The sequence below is a fragment of the Bacillus sp. SLBN-46 genome (genome assembly GCF_031453555.1).
GTDB lineage: Bacteria > Bacillota > Bacilli > Bacillales > Cytobacillaceae > Neobacillus.
In genome coordinates this window covers 317321-334298 of sequence record NZ_JAVIZM010000001.1, presented here as the reverse complement: position 1 = coordinate 334298, position 16978 = coordinate 317321, and the positions used below count along the sequence as shown (strand labels likewise).

Below are 16978 nucleotides of genomic sequence, written 5' to 3'. Positions count from 1 at the left end.
TTTAGTATAAAATATGGATTAGAAGGAAATGATGACAAAATAATAGTCAAAATGTGAAAATGTGGTTTTTGAGTAAAAAACCCTTTTTCTTTTTGTCTAATGAGAAGGGTTATTTTTCCTTCCGGTAGACGTTAATAGATTTATTAAAAAACGCTTGATTTGAGGGGTGAATCAGTTGACAGGTCAACTAGTTCAGTATGGACGACACCGCCAACGAAGAAGTTACGCACGAATCAGTGAAGTTTTAGAATTACCAAATCTTATTGAAATCCAAACCTCTTCATATCAATGGTTTCTGGATGAGGGATTGCGTGAAATGTTCCAAGATATTTCACCGATCGAAGACTTTACTGGTAACCTATCACTGGAATTTATTGATTACAGCCTTGGCGATCCAAAGTATTCTGTAGAAGAATCAAAAGAACGGGACGTTACATATTCTGCTCCATTACGTGTAAAAGTACGTCTTGTGAACAAAGAAACAGGCGAAGTAAAAGATCAAGATGTATTCATGGGTGATTTCCCACTTATGACTGAAACAGGTACGTTCGTCATTAATGGGGCAGAACGCGTTATTGTTTCACAATTAGTGCGTTCACCGAGCGTTTACTTTAGTGGAAAACTTGATAAAAATGGAAAAAGAGGATTTACAGCTACTGTAATTCCAAACCGCGGCGCTTGGCTGGAATATGAAACAGATGCCAAAGATGTCGTATATGTGAGAATAGATCGTACTCGGAAACTGCCCGTTACGGTTCTTTTGCGTGCATTAGGCTTCGGCTCTGATCAAGAAATCATTGAATTGATTGGAGACAATGAGTATATTCGTAATACTCTTGAGAAGGACAACACAGAAGGTGTGGATAAAGCGCTTCTTGAAATCTATGAGCGTCTACGTCCAGGTGAACCACCTACAGTTGATAACGCAAAAAGCTTATTAGTTTCTCGCTTCTTTGATCCAAAGCGCTACGATCTTGCAAATGTAGGACGCTACAAAATTAATAAGAAGCTTCATATTAAAAACCGTTTATTTAACCAACGTTTAGCAGAATCGCTTGCTGATCCTGAAACAGGTGAAATTATCGCTGAAAAGGGAACCGTTCTAGATAGAAGAAACCTAGATAGAATTATCCCTGCACTTGAAAAGAACATTAATTTCAAAGGCTTTAATCCTGCTGGCGGTGTGGTTGAGGATGAAATCACTTTACAGGGCATTAAGATTTATGCACCTGGTGATGAAAATGAGAAAGTAATTAATGTATTGGGTAATGCCTATGTGGCGGAACCAATTAAAAATATTACACCTGCAGATATCATTGCTTCAATCAGCTACTTCTTCAATTTATTGCATGGAGTAGGCGATACAGATGATATCGACCATTTAGGTAACAGACGTCTACGTTCTGTTGGTGAATTATTGCAAAATCAATTCCGTATCGGTTTATCCCGTATGGAACGTGTAGTACGTGAAAGAATGTCTATTCAAGATACAGCAACAATCACACCACAGCAGCTAATTAATATTCGTCCAGTTATTGCATCGATTAAGGAGTTCTTCGGAAGCTCTCAGTTATCTCAGTTCATGGATCAAACAAATCCACTTGCTGAATTAACGCATAAGCGCCGTCTATCTGCACTAGGACCTGGTGGTTTAACACGTGAGCGCGCAGGCTTTGAAGTTCGTGACGTTCACTATTCCCACTATGGACGTATGTGTCCGATTGAGACGCCGGAAGGTCCAAATATTGGTTTGATTAACTCACTATCATCCTATGCAAAAGTAAACCGTTTCGGCTTTATTGAAACACCTTACCGTCGTGTTGACCCTGACACTGGCAAGGTAACAAGCCGGATCGATTACTTAACAGCGGATGAAGAGGATAACTATGTAGTCGCACAGGCGAATTCCCGTCTTGGTGATGATGGTTCGTTCATTGATGCAGATGTTGTTGCACGTTTCCGTGGTGAGAACACTGTTGTTAATCGCGACCGTATCGATTATATGGATGTATCACCAAAACAGGTTGTTTCTGCCGCAACAGCTTGTATTCCGTTCTTAGAAAACGATGACTCCAACCGTGCCTTGATGGGTGCAAACATGCAGCGTCAAGCAGTACCTCTTATGCAGCCAGAGGCTCCAAGAGTTGGTACAGGTATGGAATATGTATCAGGAAAAGACTCCGGTGCAGCCGTCATTTGTAAGACTGATGGTATCGTAGAACACGTTGAAGCCCGTGAGGTTTGGGTTCGTGAAATGAAAGAAGTAGATGGCCAAGAAGTAAAAGGCGATCTTAAGAAATATCGTTTATTAAAGTTTATCCGTTCTAACCAAGGTACTTGCTACAACCAACGTCCAATCGTTGCTGTAGGTAATCGAGTGAAAAAAGGTGAAATTCTTGCTGATGGTCCTTCAATGGAATTAGGTGAGTTAGCACTTGGACGTAACGTTCTTGTTGCCTTTATGACTTGGGATGGTTATAACTATGAAGATGCGATCATTATGAGTGAGCGTCTTGTAAAAGACGATGTGTATACATCCATTCATATTGAAGAATATGAGTCAGAATCTCGAGATACAAAGCTAGGACCTGAAGAGATTACACGTGATATTCCAAACGTAGGTGAAGATGCACTTCGTAATTTGGATGAACGCGGTATTATTCGCACAGGTGCTGAAGTAAAAGATGGTGATCTTCTAGTTGGTAAGGTTACGCCTAAAGGTGTAACAGAATTAACGGCTGAAGAACGTCTATTACATGCGATCTTTGGAGAAAAAGCACGTGAAGTTCGTGATACGTCATTGCGAGTTCCACATGGCGGCGGCGGTATTGTTCATGATGTTAAAGTCTTCAATCGTGAAGATGGAGATGAACTGCCACCAGGTGTTAATCAGCTTGTTCGTGTTTATATCGTTCAGAAGCGTAAGATTCATGAAGGCGATAAAATGGCAGGACGACATGGTAACAAAGGGGTTATTTCAAGGATTTTACCAGAAGAAGATATGCCTTATTTACCAGATGGTACACCAGTCGACATCATGTTAAACCCATTAGGGGTACCTTCACGTATGAACATCGGTCAGGTGCTTGAGCTTCACCTTGGTATGGCTGCAAGAGCACTTAATATTCACGTTGCCACTCCAGTATTTGACGGAGCGCGTGAGGAAGATGTTTGGGGAACAATTGAAGAAGCAGGTATGGCTCGCGATGCGAAAACTGTCCTATATGACGGCCGCTCTGGAGAACCATTCGATAACCGTGTATCCGTTGGTGTTATGTATATGATTAAACTAGCGCACATGGTTGACGATAAACTTCATGCTCGTTCAACTGGACCATACTCTCTTGTTACACAGCAGCCACTTGGTGGTAAAGCACAATTTGGTGGACAGCGTTTCGGAGAGATGGAGGTATGGGCACTTGAAGCTTACGGTGCTGCATATACTCTTCAAGAAATCCTTACTGTTAAATCAGATGACGTCGTTGGTCGTGTGAAAACATATGAAGCCATTGTTAAAGGTGAAAATGTACCAGAACCAGGCGTTCCTGAGTCATTTAAAGTATTAATTAAAGAACTTCAGAGCTTAGGTATGGATGTGAAAATCCTATCTGGTGATGAAAAAGAAATAGAAATGCGCGATACGGAAGACGAGGATGACTTACAACAAGTCGATACGTTAAATATTGTTCCAGATGCGCCAAGCCTTGAATCTGAAAAAGTAGGTTCAAAAGAGTAATTAATTAAATATACGAGTTGAAGCGCACAACCTGTGTGTGCGCTTCCGCTTTTCGCATTAGGGTAGAACCTGAAGATCGTAAAGGGAGGTAGGCCCCTTGCTTGACGTTAATAATTTTGAGTATATGAAAATTGGTCTTGCTTCACCGGATAAAATCCGTTCATGGTCATTCGGAGAAGTGAAAAAGCCAGAAACCATTAACTATCGTACGTTAAAGCCTGAAAAGGACGGTTTATTCTGCGAACGAATTTTTGGTCCAACAAAGGATTGGGAATGTCATTGCGGTAAATATAAGCGTGTCCGTTATAAAGGCGTTGTTTGTGACCGATGTGGGGTTGAAGTAACTCGTGCAAAAGTTCGTCGTGAGCGTATGGGTCACATCGAACTAGCAGCACCTGTATCTCATATTTGGTATTTCAAAGGAATCCCGAGCCGAATGGGACTTGTTCTAGATATGTCCCCTCGTGCATTAGAAGAAATTATTTACTTTGCTTCTTATGTAGTGACAGAATCAGGAGATACTGCTCTTGATAAAAAGCAGCTTCTATCTGAAAAAGAATATCGTGCCTATCGTGAAAAGTACGGAAACAAATTCCAAGCTGCCATGGGTGCTGAAGCGATTAAAAAGCTTCTTTCTGATATCGATTTAAATAAAGAAGTAGATATTTTAAAGGAAGAACTAAAAACAGCACAAGGGCAACGTCGTACACGTGCCATTAAGCGCCTTGAAGTGTTAGAAGCGTTCCGTGGTTCTGGAAACGAACCTGATTGGATGATTCTTGACGTACTGCCTGTTATTCCTCCTGAACTTCGTCCAATGGTTCAATTGGATGGAGGAAGATTTGCGACTTCTGACTTAAACGATTTATACCGTCGAGTAATTAACCGTAACAACCGCTTAAAGCGTTTATTAGACCTTGGTGCACCAAGCATCATCGTTCAAAACGAAAAGCGTATGCTCCAAGAAGCAGTTGATGCCTTGATTGATAACGGTCGTCGTGGCCGTCCAGTTACAGGACCTGGTAACCGTCCGCTAAAATCTCTTTCACATATGTTAAAGGGTAAACAAGGACGTTTCCGTCAAAACTTACTTGGTAAGCGTGTTGACTATTCCGGTCGTTCCGTAATCGTTGTAGGTCCAAACTTAAAAATGTATCAATGTGGTCTTCCTAAAGAAATGGCACTTGAACTCTTCAAGCCATTTGTTATGAAGGAACTTGTTGAAAAAGGTTTAGCCCATAATATCAAATCAGCTAAACGTAAAATTGAACGCGTATCACCAGATGTATGGGATGTACTTGAAGATGTTATTAGAGAGCATCCAGTTCTCTTGAACCGTGCCCCTACATTGCATAGATTAGGTATCCAGGCATTTGAACCAACACTTGTTGAAGGACGGGCGATTCGCCTTCACCCACTTGTATGTACAGCATACAATGCGGACTTCGATGGTGACCAAATGGCTGTTCACGTACCACTTTCATCTGAAGCGCAAGCGGAAGCTAGATTATTAATGCTTGCAGCACAAAACATCCTTAACCCTAAAGATGGTAAACCGGTTGTTACTCCTTCCCAGGATATGGTGTTAGGTAACTATTACTTAACTCTAGAGCGTGAAGGTGCAGTTGGTGAGGGTATGATTTTCAAAGATACAAACGAAGCGATTCTTGCTTATCAAAATGGATTTGTTCATTTCCATACTCGTGTAGCGGTTCATGCTGGATCATTAGGAAATGAGACTTTCTCTGAAGAACAAAATAATAAGCTATTAATAACTACTGTTGGTAAGCTTATTTTTAATGAGATTCTTCCGAAGTCATTCCCATATATCAATGAACCAACTCGACATAACCTAGAAGTTGAAACACCTGTTAAGTATTTTGTTGAAAAAGGTGAAGATATTCTAGCTAAAATCAAATCTATGCCATTAGTAGATCCGTTCAAGAAAAAAATCCTTGGTAATATCATTGCAGAAGTATTTAAGCGATTCAAAATTACTGAAACGTCTAAAATGCTTGACCGCATGAAAGATCTTGGATTTAAACATTCTACAAAAGCGGGTATTACCGTTGGTGTAGCTGACATTGTCGTACTTGGCGAGAAACAGCAAATCCTACAAGAAGCTCAAGGTAAAGTTGATAACGTAACAAAGCAATTCAGACGCGGTCTTATTACTGAGGAAGAGCGTTATGATCGTGTAATTGCGATATGGTCTCAAGCTAAGGATGTTATTCAAGGCAAGCTGATGAAATCCTTAAATAAGACGAATCCAATTTTCATGATGAGTGATTCCGGTGCCCGTGGTAACGCATCTAACTTTACACAGCTTGCTGGTATGCGTGGTCTGATGGCCAACCCGGCTGGTCGTATCATTGAGTTACCAATTAAATCAAGTTTCCGTGAAGGCTTAACTGTATTAGAGTACTTTATCTCTACGCACGGTGCGCGTAAAGGTCTTGCTGATACAGCCCTTAAGACTGCTGACTCAGGTTACTTAACTCGTCGTCTTGTTGACGTTGCTCAAGATGTCATTGTCCGTGAAGACGATTGTGGTACTGATCGTGGCTTTACAATTAGTGCATTAAAAGATGGAACAGAAATCATTGAAGGCCTTGATGAGCGTTTAATTGGCCGTTATGCACGTAATGCAATTAAGCACCCTGAAACAAAAGAAGTACTTGTTCCTGAAAATGGTTTAATTACAGAAGATTTAGCAGAAATCATTGTCGGTGCAGGAATTGAAACAGTAAAAATTCGTTCAGCATTTACTTGTAATACACGCCATGGTGTATGTAAGAAATGTTATGGCCGTAACTTGGCAACTGGTCAGGAAGTTGAAGTGGGTGAAGCAGTTGGTATTATTGCTGCACAATCCATTGGTGAACCAGGAACACAGTTAACCATGCGTACCTTCCATACAGGTGGTGTTGCTGGAGACGATATTACCCAAGGTTTACCGCGTATTCAGGAGATTTTCGAAGCGCGTAACCCTAAAGGTCAAGCTGTTATCTCTGAAATTGAAGGTGTAGTTGTTGGAATTAATGAAGGCCGTGACCGTCAACATGAAATCGTCGTTCAAGGCGAAGTTGAATCACGTACTTATAACGCTCCATATACAGCACGTTTAAAAGTGGCGATCAATGATAAGGTTGCTCGTGGTCAAGAACTTACTGAAGGTTCAATTGATCCGAAAGAGTTAATCAAAGTCAAAGACGTTACATCTGTTCAAGAGTACCTATTGCGTGAAGTACAAAAAGTTTACCGCATGCAAGGGGTTGAAATTGGCGATAAGCACGTAGAAGTAATGGTTCGCCAAATGCTACGTAAAATCCGTGTTGGTGATGCAGGTGAAACAGAAGTACTTCCAGGTACACTACTTGATATTCATCAATTCACAGATGCTAACGAAAGGGCGTTACTTGAGGGCAAATTGCCTGCAACAGGCCGTCCGGTGTTACTTGGTATTACAAAAGCATCTCTTGAAACGGATTCATTCTTGTCTGCGGCATCCTTCCAAGAAACAACAAGAGTTCTTACAGATGCAGCGATCAAAGGCAAGCGTGATGAATTACTTGGCTTGAAGGAGAATGTTATCATCGGTAAGCTTGTTCCTGCTGGAACAGGAATGCAACGCTACCGTAAAGCGGAGCCAGTTCTTCGTGATACAACCTCTGAAGAGACAGTTGCAATTGATTAATTAGAATAGAGGTACCTGCTTAAATGCAGGTACCCTATTTTAAGAATAAAATTTACCAATAGCCGTCTTGAATAAAATATCGAAACATTTGTTGACATCTATTTGGTAAGATGATACTATATCAAAGGTGCTCCTATTCATCTGGTACTTTGGAGGATATGATTTATGTCTTATGAAAAAGTATTACAGGCACAAAAGGTTGTTATAGGAACAAAACAAGCAGTTAAAGCACTTAAGGAAGGTAATGTACAAGAGTTAGTCGTTGCAAGCGATGCTGAAACAAAGGTTACAGCTAAAGTCGTAGAAGTAGCTCTTGGCATGGAAGTTCCGGTTCGATATGTAGATTCGATGAAAAAACTCGGAAAAGCATGTGGAATTGAAGTTGGTGCTGCAGCTGTCGCTATTATCCGTTAAAAACTGTTTTTGTAGATAGAGAAGTCTGCAAAAACTTTGTTTTTGCACAAAAATGAACCACCTGGATGTGTGGGCTTACAATTAATGAAGGGAGGAAAAATACATGCCTACTATTAACCAACTAGTGCGCAAGCCTCGTCAATCAAAAGAGGAAAAGTCAAAATCACCTGCGCTAAACAAAGGTTATAACAGCTTCAAGAAATCACAAACTAATGTATCTTCACCACAAAAACGTGGAGTATGTACTCGTGTTGGTACAATGACTCCAAAGAAACCAAACTCAGCGTTACGTAAATATGCACGTGTACGTTTGACAAATGGTATCGAGGTGACTGCATACATTCCTGGTATCGGACACAATCTTCAAGAGCACAGCGTTGTTCTTATTCGTGGAGGACGTGTAAAAGACTTACCAGGGGTACGTTATCACATCGTACGTGGAGCTCTTGATACTGCTGGTGTAAACAACCGTATGCAAGGTCGCTCAAAATATGGTACTAAGAGACCAAAAGCAGCTAAGAAATAATAATAACTTTAATAATAGCTTCTTTGAAAGGAGGAAAAAATATGCCACGTAAAGGTCCTGTAGCAAAAAGAGACGTGTTACCAGATCCGCTTTACAATTCAAAATTAGTTACTCGTTTAATCAACAAAATGATGGTTGACGGTAAAAGAGGTAAGTCACAAGAAATTCTTTACTCTGCGTTTGATACTATTCGCGAACGTACTGGCAAAGAGCCAATGGAAACTTTTGAAGCAGCTATGAAAAACATCATGCCTGTATTAGAAGTTAAGGCTCGCCGTGTAGGTGGTGCAAACTACCAAGTACCAGTTGAGGTGCGTCCTGATCGCCGCACAACTCTTGGTCTTCGTTGGTTAGTAAACTACGCTCGTCTTCGCGGTGAAAAGACGATGGAAGAGCGTTTAGCTAATGAAATCATGGATGCAGCTAACAACACTGGTGCATCTGTTAAGAAGCGTGAAGATACACACAAAATGGCAGAAGCAAACAAAGCGTTTGCTCACTATCGTTGGTAATCTAACCTTCAATATAAAATATTTCATTCCAAACTAGGAAGGAGAAAGACCAAATGGCAAGAGAGTTCTCCTTAGCAAACACACGTAATATCGGTATCATGGCTCACATCGATGCCGGTAAAACGACTACCACTGAGCGTGTTCTTTATTACACTGGTAAGATTCATAAAATCGGTGAAACACATGAAGGCGCTTCTCAGATGGACTGGATGGAGCAGGAGCAAGAACGCGGAATCACAATTACTTCCGCAGCAACAACTGCACAATGGAAAGGCCACCGCGTAAATATCATCGACACACCAGGACACGTAGACTTCACGGTTGAAGTTGAACGTTCCCTACGTGTACTTGATGGTGCGGTAGCTGTACTAGATGCACAGTCTGGTGTTGAGCCTCAAACTGAAACAGTTTGGCGTCAAGCAACAACTTACGGTGTACCACGTGTTGTATTCGTTAATAAAATGGACAAAATTGGAGCCGACTTCTTATACTCAGTAGGTACAATCCATGACCGTTTACAAGCGAATGCACATCCAATTCAGTTACCAATCGGTGCTGAAGATGAATTCGAAGCTATCATTGACCTTGTGGAAATGAATGCTGTATTCTATGGTAACGATTTAGGAACTGATATTGAAGTTCGTGAAATCCCAGAAGAATATATGGCACAAGCTGAAGAATATCGCGAAAAGCTAGTTGAAGCAGTAGCTGAATTAGATGAAGAGTTAATGGAAAAGTACCTGGGTGGGGAAGAACTCACTAAAGAAGAGCTAAAAGCAGGGATTCGTAAAGGTACTGTTAACGTTGAATTCTATCCAGTAATTTGTGGATCAGCTTTCAAAAACAAAGGTGTTCAGTTAATGCTAGATGCCGTTATTGATTACCTTCCATCTCCACTAGATGTTCCTGCAATCAAAGGACACGCTATTGATGATGAAGAAGAACTTGTTGAACGTCATTCTAGCGATGAAGAGCCATTCTCTGCTCTTGCGTTTAAAGTTATGACTGACCCATATGTTGGTAAATTAACGTTCTTCCGCGTTTACTCTGGTACTTTAGAATCTGGATCATATGTTCAGAACTCAACTAAAGGCAAGCGTGAGCGTATCGGACGAATCTTACAAATGCACGCGAACAGCCGTCAAGAAATCTCTAAGGTTTTTGCTGGTGACATCGCTGCCGCTGTAGGTCTGAAAGATACAACTACTGGAGATACTCTATGTGATGACAAAAACCCTGTTATCCTTGAGTCAATGCAATTCCCAGAGCCTGTAATTCAACTTTCAGTTGAACCTAAGTCAAAAGCTGACCAAGACAAAATGACAACTGCTCTACAAAAGCTTCAAGAAGAAGATCCGACATTCCGTGCGCACACTGACCAGGAAACTGGACAAGTAATCATCGCTGGTATGGGTGAACTTCACCTAGATATCATCGTTGATCGTATGCGTCGTGAATTTAAGGTCGAAGCAAATGTAGGTGCGCCTCAGGTTGCCTATCGCGAAACTTTCCGTGCTTCTGCACAAGTTGAAGGTAAATTCGCACGTCAATCTGGTGGTCGTGGACAGTATGGTCACGTTTGGATTGAATTCTCACCTAATGATGAAGGTAAAGGATTCGAATTCGTAAACGGAATTGTTGGTGGTGTTGTTCCTCGTGAATACATCCCTGCTGTTCAAGCTGGTCTTGAAGATTCACTAGATCGTGGAGTTCTTGCTGGATATCCATTAGTTGATATTAAAGCTCGTCTATTTGACGGTTCTTACCATGATGTTGACTCATCTGAGATGGCGTTTAAGATCGCCGCTTCAATGGCACTTAAAAATGCTGCGTCTAAGTGTAGCCCAGTTATCCTTGAACCTATGATGAGGGTTGAAGTTGTTATCCCAGAAGAATACCTAGGGGATATCATGGGACAAATCACTGCACGTCGTGGCCGCGTTGAAGGTATGGAAGCACGCGGTAACGCACAAGTAGTTCGTGCTATGGTTCCACTTTCAGAAATGTTTGGTTATGCAACTGCACTTCGTTCAAGTACTCAAGGGCGTGGAGTATTCTCTATGCACTTCGATCACTACGAAGAAGTTCCAAAATCAGTTTCTGAAGAAATTATCAAAAAAAATAAAGGTGAATAATTGATTTTCACCTTTGTTTAAAGTATAACTACTTATGTAAGCATAGAAACTGTGAAATATGGACAAACATATTCGCAGTTTCTACCTAATATACTTAAAACTTTTATAATCCAAAGGAGGATTTTCCAAATGGCAAAAGCTAAATTCGACCGTTCAAAGCCACACGTTAACATTGGTACAATCGGACACGTTGACCATGGTAAAACTACTTTAACTGCTGCAATCACTTCTGTACTTGCAAAATCAGGTAAAGCAGAAGCTCGTGCATACGATCAAATCGACGGTGCTCCAGAAGAAAAAGAGCGTGGTATCACAATCTCTACTGCACACGTTGAATATGAAACTGACGCACGTCACTACGCACACGTAGACTGCCCAGGACACGCTGACTATGTTAAAAACATGATCACTGGTGCTGCACAAATGGACGGCGGTATCTTAGTAGTATCTGCTACTGATGGTCCAATGCCACAAACTCGTGAGCACATTCTTCTTTCTCGTCAGGTAGGCGTACCTTACCTTGTTGTATTCATGAACAAGTGTGACATGGTTGATGACGAAGAACTTCTTGAATTAGTAGAAATGGAAATTCGTGATCTATTATCAGAATACGATTTCCCTGGCGATGACACTCCAGTTATCAAAGGTTCTGCTCTTAAAGCATTAGAAGGTGAAGCAGCTTGGGAAGAGAAAGTTCTTGAACTTATGACTGCTGTTGACGAATTCATCCCAACTCCAACACGTGACACTGACAAGCCTTTCATGATGCCAGTTGAGGACGTATTCTCAATCACTGGTCGTGGAACAGTTGCTACAGGACGTGTTGAGCGTGGTGTAGTTAAAGTTGGTGACGTAGTTGAAATCGTAGGTTTCACTGAAGAGCCAAAATCTACTACTGTAACAGGTGTAGAAATGTTCCGTAAGCTTCTTGATTTCGCTGAAGCTGGTGACAACATTGGTGCCCTACTTCGTGGTGTAGCTCGTGAAGATATCGAACGTGGTCAAGTTTTGGCTAAGCCAAAATCAATCACTCCACACACAAAGTTTAAAGCACAAGTTTATGTATTATCAAAAGAAGAAGGTGGACGTCACACTCCATTCTTCACTAACTATCGTCCACAATTCTATTTCCGTACTTCTGATATTACTGGTATCTGTAATCTTCCAGAAGGAACTGAAATGGTTATGCCTGGCGACCATATCGAAATGACTGTTGAACTTATCGCTCCAATCGCGATCGAAGAAGGAACAAAGTTCTCTATCCGTGAGGGTGGACGTACAGTAGGTTCAGGTTCAATCACTACAATCACTGAGTAATTCTTAATATGAAAGCAGATGGGTGACGATCCATCTGCTTTTTTTGTGTCTTCAGATAGATATATACCGAGTTTCTTCTATATAAATAGAATTGAAATTTAACTTTGAAAACTGTCTAGCTCCAACGCCTAGCCCCTCGGGTCAAATAACCTTCGGCAATAAAAGTCAAAGTGCGGACTTTTCTTACCGAAGAACATTTGCCTGTCGGGGCTGACCAAGGCGTTTCCGCATTTCAAATTAGGATATTATTGGAGAATGATAATTTCAGTTGAAAAAGTATTTTACAGCCGCTATAATAAGAAAAGTGTTCAGGACAGAAACATAAAGAAAAAAATCTTAATAGATGTTGCGTTTCTTTTATGTTTTATGTATAATAGACAATGTTGGTCTTTGACTGCGATGATGTGGAAGGTTGCTGACACACCCGGCCGCTTTGCCATGGCGAGTGTGTGAGGGAAATTTCCACTGAGAATGTCTATTTTTGAAAATAGGCGAATAAAGGAGGGAAAATAATGGCAAAACAAAAAATTCGTATCCGTTTAAAAGCGTATGATCACAGAATCCTTGATCAATCTGCAGAAAAAATCGTTGAAACAGCAAAACGTTCTGGTGCGGCTGTATCTGGTCCAATTCCGCTACCGACTGAAAAAACTATTTACACGATTCTTCGTGCGGTGCATAAGTACAAAGATTCACGTGAGCAATTCGAACAACGGACACATAAGCGTCTAATCGACATCGTTAACCCAACTCCACAAACAGTTGATGCGTTAATGCGTTTAGACTTACCATCTGGCGTCGATATTGAAATTAAACTTTAATACAAATAAACAAACATTCTATAGGAGGTGTGACTTAAATGACCAAAGGAATCTTAGGAAGAAAGATTGGTATGACTCAAGTATTTGCAGAAAACGGCAACTTAATCCCTGTAACTGTGGTTGAGGTAGCTCCAAACGTAATTCTTCAAAAGAAATCAGTTGATAGCGATGGATATGTTGCGGTTCAAGTTGGTTTTGAAGACAAACGTGAAAAGTTAGCTAACAAACCTGAAAAAGGACATGTTGCTAAAGCAAACACTGCTCCTAAGCGCTTCATTCGCGAATTCCGCGGAGACGACTTAGCAGGATATGAAGTTGGTCAAGAAGTCAAAGTTGATTTATTCGCTGCAGGCGATATCGTAGATGTAACAGGAATCTCAAAGGGTAAAGGTTTCCAAGGTGTAATTAAGCGCCACGGACAATCACGCGGCCCAATGGCCCACGGTTCTCGTTATCACCGTCGCCCTGGTTCAATGGGACCTGTTGCTCCAAACCGCGTATTCAAAGGTAAATTATTACCAGGACGCATGGGTGGAGATCAAGTTACTGTTCAAAACCTTGAAGTTATTAAAGTTGACGTTGAACGCAACTTACTTCTAATCAAAGGTAACGTACCAGGAGCTAAAAAAGCATTATTAAAAATCAAAGGTGCAGTTAAAGCATAAATAGATTTTAAGAAAGGAGGAACAAAGGAATGCCTAAAGTAGCATTATTAAACCAAAACGGTTCACAAGTTGGTGAAATCGAACTTAATGAAGCAGTTTTTGGTATTGAGCCTAACCAACACGTATTATTCGAAGCGATTGTTATGCAAAGAGCTTCATTACGTCAAGGTACTCATAAAACAAAAATTCGTTCTGAAGTACGCGGCGGTGGTCGTAAACCATGGCGTCAAAAAGGAACTGGCCGTGCACGTCAAGGGTCAATTCGTTCTCCACAATGGCGCGGAGGTGGTATTGTATTCGGTCCAACACCACGCAGCTACAGCTATACATTACCTAAAAAGGTTCGTCGCTTAGCGATTAAATCTGCGTTATCTTCTAAAGTTCTAGAAGAAAACATTGTAGTATTAGAAAACTTAGCATTCGAAGCTCCAAAGACAAAGGACTTTAAAGCTGTATTAGCTGGTCTTTCTGTTGAGAAGAAAGCTTTGATCGTTACAGCTGACCTAGATGAGAACGTAGCACTTTCTGCTCGTAACATTCCTGGTGTAACAGTAGTAACAGCTAATGGCATTAACGTATTAGATGTTGTTAATCATGATCAATTAATCATGACTAAAGCAGCGGTTGAAAAAGTAGAGGAGGTGCTTGCATAATGGATGCACGCGATATCATTAAGCGCCCCGTTATCACTGAGCGTTCTACTGACCTAATGGCTGAAAAGAAATATACGTTTGAAGTTGATGTTAGAGCTAACAAAACACAAGTCAAAGATGCGATCAAAGAAATCTTCGGCGTTGAAGTTGAGAAAGTAAACATCATGAACTACAAAGGTAAGTTCAAGCGTATGGGTAAATTCGGCGGATACACAAACAAACGTCGTAAAGCAATTGTAAAATTAACTGCTGACAGCAAAGAAATCGAATTCTTTGAAGCATAAGAACCTAACAAGAAGAGGAGGGAAATAAAATGGCGATTAAAAAGTACAAACCTACCTCTAATGGTCGTCGCGGAATGACTACTTCTGATTTCGCAGAAATCACAACTAGCACTCCAGAGAAATCTCTATTAGCTCCATTAACGAGAAAAGGCGGCCGTAATAACCAAGGTAAGTTAACTGTTCGTCATCAAGGTGGCGGCCATAAGCGTCAATATCGTATCATCGATTTCAAACGTAACAAAGATGGCATTCCAGGACGCGTTGCCACTGTCGAGTACGATCCAAACCGTTCTGCAAATATTGCATTAATCAACTATGTGGATGGAGAAAAGCGTTATATCTTAGCTCCAAAAAATCTACAAGTTGGCATGGAAGTAATGTCAGGCCCTGAGGCTGATATTAAAGTGGGTAACGCTCTTCCATTAGCAAACATTCCTGTTGGTACAGTAGTACACAACATTGAGTTAAAACCAGGTAAGGGTGGTCAGCTAGTTCGTTCTGCTGGTACATCTGCACAAGTTCTTGGTAAAGAAGGTAAATACGTACTTGTGCGTTTAACTTCTGGTGAAGTTCGTATGATTCTTGCTGAGTGCCGCGCTTCAATCGGTCAAGTAGGTAACGAACAACACGAACTTATTAACATTGGTAAAGCTGGTCGTTCTCGTTGGTTAGGTAAGCGCCCAACTGTACGTGGATCAGTAATGAACCCTAACGATCACCCACACGGTGGTGGTGAAGGACGTTCACCAATCGGACGTAAGTCACCAATGTCTCCTTGGGGTAAACCAACTCTTGGTTACAAAACCCGTAAGAAGAAAAACAAATCAGATAAGTTTATTGTACGTCGTCGTAAAAAATAACGGGATTGAACTACGGTTCAAAGAAAGAACCGTAGAACAGTCACGAAGGGAGGTTCCTTCATGGGTCGCAGCTTGAAAAAAGGACCATTTGTTGATGATCATTTAATGGTTAAGGTCGAAAAGTTAAATGAAACTGAGAGTAAACAAGTTATTAAAACTTGGTCTCGCCGTTCTACGATCTTCCCACAATTTATCGGCCACACAATCGCAGTTTATGATGGTCGCAAACATGTGCCTGTTTATGTTACTGAAGACATGGTAGGACACAAGCTTGGAGAATTCGCTCCAACACGTGCTTACAAAGGCCATGGTAACGATGATAAGAAAACAAGACGTTAAGAGAGGAGGGCATCCAAATGCAAGCTAAAGCTGTTGCAAGAACAGTTCGTATTGCTCCTCGTAAAGCACGTTTAGTCGTTGATTTAATCCGAGGAAAGCAAATTGGTGAAGCGGTGGCGATTTTAAATCTCACTCCTAAGGCTGCTTCTCCAATCGTAGAAAAAGTATTAAAATCAGCTATGGCAAATGCTGAGCACAACTACGAAATGGACGTTAATAACTTAGTTGTTACTCAAGCATTCGTTGATGAAGGACCGACACTAAAACGTTTCCGTCCTCGCGCTATGGGCCGTGCAAGCCAAATTAACAAACGCACAAGCCACATTACAATCGTTTTATCAGAAAAGAAGGAGGGATAAGCTGTGGGTCAAAAAGTAAATCCAGTCGGTTTGCGTATCGGAATCATCCGTGATTGGGAATCTAAATGGTACGCAGGTAAAGACTTCGCTACTCTTTTACACGAAGACCTTAAAATTCGTGAGTACATCACGAAGCGTTTAAAAGATGCTTCTGTTTCTAAAGTAGAAATCGAACGTGCTGCTAACCGTGTGAATGTTACAATCCATACAGCTAAACCTGGTATGGTTATCGGTAAAGGCGGTACTGAAGTTGAAGCACTTCGTAAAGCTTTAAATCAACTAACTGGCAAACGCGTTCATATCAACATTCTTGAAATCAAGAGAGCTGATCTTGATGCGAAACTAGTAGCTGAAAATATTGCTCGTCAATTAGAAAACCGTGTATCTTTCCGTCGTGCACAAAAGCAAGTTATCCAACGTGCTATGCGTGCTGGTGCGAAAGGTATCAAAACAATGGTATCTGGTCGTCTTGGCGGCGCTGATATCGCTCGTTCTGAACATTACAGCGAGGGAACTGTTCCACTTCATACTCTTCGCGCTGATATCGACTATGCTACAGCTGAAGCTGATACAACATATGGTAAGCTTGGCGTAAAGGTATGGATCTATAAGGGAGAAGTCCTTCCTACTAAGAAGAAAAATGCGGAAGGAGGCAAATAA

At 41.1% G+C, this 16978-nt stretch carries 15 protein-coding genes; all 15 read left to right on the top strand.

The features are described from left to right. Nucleotides 1-175 precede the first annotated feature (175 nt). Nucleotides 176-3736 carry a DNA-directed RNA polymerase subunit beta gene (rpoB, locus tag QFZ87_RS01725; RefSeq protein ID WP_309856978.1) on the top strand — a complete coding sequence of 1187 codons (3561 nt, stop codon included), beginning with the start codon at nt 176-178 and terminating at the stop codon, nt 3734-3736. Between the two features lie 97 nt (nt 3737-3833). Beyond that, nucleotides 3834-7433 carry a DNA-directed RNA polymerase subunit beta' gene (gene rpoC, locus QFZ87_RS01720; RefSeq protein ID WP_309856976.1) on the top strand — a complete coding sequence of 1200 codons (3600 nt, stop codon included), beginning with the start codon at nt 3834-3836 and terminating at the stop codon, nt 7431-7433. A gap of 165 nt (nt 7434-7598) precedes the next feature. Then, complete coding sequence (locus tag QFZ87_RS01715) at nt 7599-7847, top strand: 50S ribosomal protein L7ae-like protein (RefSeq protein WP_309856973.1); 249 nt, start codon at nt 7599-7601, stop codon at nt 7845-7847. Nucleotides 7848-7950: 103 nt separating this feature from the next. Then, complete coding sequence (gene rpsL / locus QFZ87_RS01710) at nt 7951-8373, top strand: 30S ribosomal protein S12 (protein ID WP_026565517.1); 423 nt, start codon at nt 7951-7953, stop codon at nt 8371-8373. Nucleotides 8374-8414: 41 nt separating this feature from the next. Continuing rightward, the gene (gene rpsG, locus QFZ87_RS01705; RefSeq protein WP_308081571.1) at nt 8415-8885 is read left to right on the top strand and encodes a 30S ribosomal protein S7; all 471 of its coding nucleotides are present in this window, start codon (nt 8415-8417) and stop codon (nt 8883-8885) included. 53 nt (nt 8886-8938) lie between these two features. Next, nucleotides 8939-11020, top strand: coding sequence for an elongation factor G (gene fusA / locus QFZ87_RS01700; protein ID WP_309856968.1), 2082 nt, complete (start codon nt 8939-8941; stop codon nt 11018-11020). A 129-nt stretch (nt 11021-11149) separates the two neighbouring features. Continuing rightward, the gene (tuf, locus tag QFZ87_RS01695; protein WP_308081569.1) at nt 11150-12337 is read left to right on the top strand and encodes an elongation factor Tu; all 1188 of its coding nucleotides are present in this window, start codon (nt 11150-11152) and stop codon (nt 12335-12337) included. 512 nt (nt 12338-12849) lie between these two features. After that, a complete protein-coding gene (gene rpsJ, locus QFZ87_RS01690) occupies nt 12850-13158 on the top strand; it encodes a 30S ribosomal protein S10 (RefSeq protein ID WP_066094693.1) in 309 nt (102 codons plus the stop codon). Nucleotides 13159-13196: 38 nt separating this feature from the next. Next, nucleotides 13197-13823, top strand: a complete 627-nt coding sequence (gene rplC / locus QFZ87_RS01685) for a 50S ribosomal protein L3 (protein ID WP_309856966.1) — start codon at nt 13197-13199, stop codon at nt 13821-13823. 29 nt (nt 13824-13852) lie between these two features. Further along, nucleotides 13853-14476 carry a 50S ribosomal protein L4 gene (rplD, locus tag QFZ87_RS01680; protein WP_308081567.1) on the top strand — a complete coding sequence of 208 codons (624 nt, stop codon included), beginning with the start codon at nt 13853-13855 and terminating at the stop codon, nt 14474-14476. Next, the gene (rplW, locus tag QFZ87_RS01675) at nt 14473-14760 is read left to right on the top strand and encodes a 50S ribosomal protein L23 (RefSeq protein ID WP_307290695.1); all 288 of its coding nucleotides are present in this window, start codon (nt 14473-14475) and stop codon (nt 14758-14760) included. Before rplD ends, rplW begins: the two co-directional genes overlap by 4 nt. Before the next feature lie 29 nt (nt 14761-14789). After that, a complete protein-coding gene (rplB, locus tag QFZ87_RS01670) occupies nt 14790-15620 on the top strand; it encodes a 50S ribosomal protein L2 (RefSeq protein WP_309856962.1) in 831 nt (276 codons plus the stop codon). 60 nt (nt 15621-15680) lie between these two features. Then, nucleotides 15681-15959 carry a 30S ribosomal protein S19 gene (gene rpsS / locus QFZ87_RS01665; protein WP_026565526.1) on the top strand — a complete coding sequence of 93 codons (279 nt, stop codon included), beginning with the start codon at nt 15681-15683 and terminating at the stop codon, nt 15957-15959. 17 nt (nt 15960-15976) lie between these two features. Beyond that, nucleotides 15977-16318, top strand: a complete 342-nt coding sequence (gene rplV / locus QFZ87_RS01660) for a 50S ribosomal protein L22 (RefSeq protein WP_309856959.1) — start codon at nt 15977-15979, stop codon at nt 16316-16318. 3 nt (nt 16319-16321) lie between these two features. Further along, the gene (gene rpsC / locus QFZ87_RS01655) at nt 16322-16978 is read left to right on the top strand and encodes a 30S ribosomal protein S3 (RefSeq protein ID WP_308081563.1); all 657 of its coding nucleotides are present in this window, start codon (nt 16322-16324) and stop codon (nt 16976-16978) included.

What these genes read in the sequence shown, in the direction of transcription:
- rplV (WP_309856959.1), top strand. Translation starts at nt 15,977, where the DNA reads ATGCAAGCTAAAGCTGTTGCAAGAACAGTTCGTATTGCTCCTCGTAAA.
- rpsG (WP_308081571.1), top strand. Translation starts at nt 8,415, where the DNA reads ATGCCACGTAAAGGTCCTGTAGCAAAAAGAGACGTGTTACCAGATCCG.
- rplD (WP_308081567.1), top strand. Translation starts at nt 13,853, where the DNA reads ATGCCTAAAGTAGCATTATTAAACCAAAACGGTTCACAAGTTGGTGAA.
- QFZ87_RS01715 (WP_309856973.1), top strand. Translation starts at nt 7,599, where the DNA reads ATGTCTTATGAAAAAGTATTACAGGCACAAAAGGTTGTTATAGGAACA.
- rplC (WP_309856966.1), top strand. Translation starts at nt 13,197, where the DNA reads ATGACCAAAGGAATCTTAGGAAGAAAGATTGGTATGACTCAAGTATTT.
- rpsJ (WP_066094693.1), top strand. Translation starts at nt 12,850, where the DNA reads ATGGCAAAACAAAAAATTCGTATCCGTTTAAAAGCGTATGATCACAGA.
- tuf (WP_308081569.1), top strand. Translation starts at nt 11,150, where the DNA reads ATGGCAAAAGCTAAATTCGACCGTTCAAAGCCACACGTTAACATTGGT.
- fusA (WP_309856968.1), top strand. Translation starts at nt 8,939, where the DNA reads ATGGCAAGAGAGTTCTCCTTAGCAAACACACGTAATATCGGTATCATG.
- rplB (WP_309856962.1), top strand. Translation starts at nt 14,790, where the DNA reads ATGGCGATTAAAAAGTACAAACCTACCTCTAATGGTCGTCGCGGAATG.
- rpsS (WP_026565526.1), top strand. Translation starts at nt 15,681, where the DNA reads ATGGGTCGCAGCTTGAAAAAAGGACCATTTGTTGATGATCATTTAATG.
- rpsL (WP_026565517.1), top strand. Translation starts at nt 7,951, where the DNA reads ATGCCTACTATTAACCAACTAGTGCGCAAGCCTCGTCAATCAAAAGAG.